This is a genomic window from Nocardioides agariphilus, assembly GCF_015352445.1.
Taxonomy (GTDB): domain Bacteria; phylum Actinomycetota; class Actinomycetes; order Propionibacteriales; family Nocardioidaceae; genus Nocardioides; species Nocardioides agariphilus.
Window position 1 is genome coordinate 1 of record NZ_JADKPO010000077.1, and the last position, 1421, is coordinate 1421.

A 1421-nucleotide genomic window follows, 5' to 3' on the forward strand; every position below is an offset into this window, starting at 1 on the left:
TGGTGACGTCCCGGGAGGTGGTGTAGTTCTGGCTCGCTGAAGTGCCTCGTGTCGTTGACGAGGAAGTAGGCGGCCATCGTGCGACGGTCAGTGAGACCTAGCGATAGAACTCACGGATAGGACACGAACGCACGATGGCCTTGGACAATGCTGCACTACTCGAGGTGCTCGAAGCGATGCAGGCGGCCGGTGTTGAGGACCGGGTCCGCACGGCGGCGCAGACGATCTATCAGGCGTTGATCGACGCCGAGCTGACCAGCGTGATCGGCGCCGGTCCCTGGGAGCGCACCGATCAACGCACGGCTCAGCGCAACGGGTCCCGGTCGCGGACGCTGACCACGACCGCGGGTGATCTGGAGCTGCGGATCCCCAAGTTGCGGGCCGGGTCGTTCTTCCCCTCCCTGTTGGAGCGGCGACGACGAGTCGACCAGGCGTTGTTCGCGGTGATCATGGAGGCCTACCTGCACGGTGTCTCGACCAGGAAGGTCGATGACCTGGTCAAGGCACTGGGCGCCGATACCGGCATCAGCAAGTCGGAGGTCTCGAGGATCTGTCAGGACCTGGACGAGGAGGTCGGGGCGTTCCGGGACCGGTCGCTGGTCGAGGTCGCCTACCCCTACGTCTTCCTCGACGCCACCTACTGCAAGGCCCGGGTCAACCGCCGGGTGGTGTCCCAGGCGGTGGTGATCGCCACCGGGGTGACCGCCGACGGCCGCCGCGAGGTGTTGGGCTTCGATGTCGGCGACAGCGAGGACGGTGCGTTCTGGACCGCGTTCCTGCGCGGCCTGAAGGCCCGCGGACTCGGTGGGGTCCAGCTGGTCATCTCCGACGCGCACACCGGGCTGAAGTCCGCGATCGCCTCGGTGCTGCTCGGCGCCGCCTGGCAACGCTGCCGGGTCCACTTCATGCGCAACGTCCTCGCGGTGGTCCCCAAGGGCAACCAGGAGATGGTCGCCGCCGCGATCCGCACCATCTTCGCCCAGCCCGACGCCGAACACGTGCACGAGCAGTTCGAGGTGATCGCCGCGATGCTCGGCCGGCAGCTGCCCAAGGTCGAGCAGATGCTCCGCGCGGCCCGCGACGACCTCCTCGCGTTCACCGGGTTCCCCGCAGCGCACTGGAAGAAGATCTGGTCGACCAACCCGCTCGAGCGGCTCAACAAGGAAGTCAAACGACGTACCGACGTCGTCGGCGTCTTCCCCAACCCCGAGGCGCTGTTGCGCCTGGCCGGCGCGGTCCTGGTCGAGGCCCACGACGAATGGCAAGTCACCGCCGAACGCCGCTACCTCTCAGAACGCTCCATGGAGCAGCTCAAGAAGAAGACCAACCAGGAGGTGGCCAAGCCCGAACTCATGACGGCATGATCAACTCACTGACCCCGCACGGTGTCGAGAAACTCCACCACTCAGCGGGACGTCACC

At 66.6% G+C, this 1421-nt stretch carries 1 protein-coding gene; it reads left to right on the forward strand.

The features are described 5' to 3' along the window. Positions 1-134: 134 nt before the first annotated feature. Positions 135-1364 carry an IS256 family transposase gene (locus ISU10_RS22660; protein ID WP_194698721.1) on the forward strand — a complete coding sequence of 410 codons (1230 nt, stop codon included), beginning with the start codon at positions 135-137 and terminating at the stop codon, positions 1362-1364. Positions 1365-1421 lie beyond the last annotated feature (57 nt).

Excerpts from the sequence above, each read along its gene's own strand:
- ISU10_RS22660 (WP_194698721.1), top strand. The coding sequence starts at position 135 with ATGGCCTTGGACAATGCTGCACTACTCGAGGTGCTCGAAGCGATGCAG.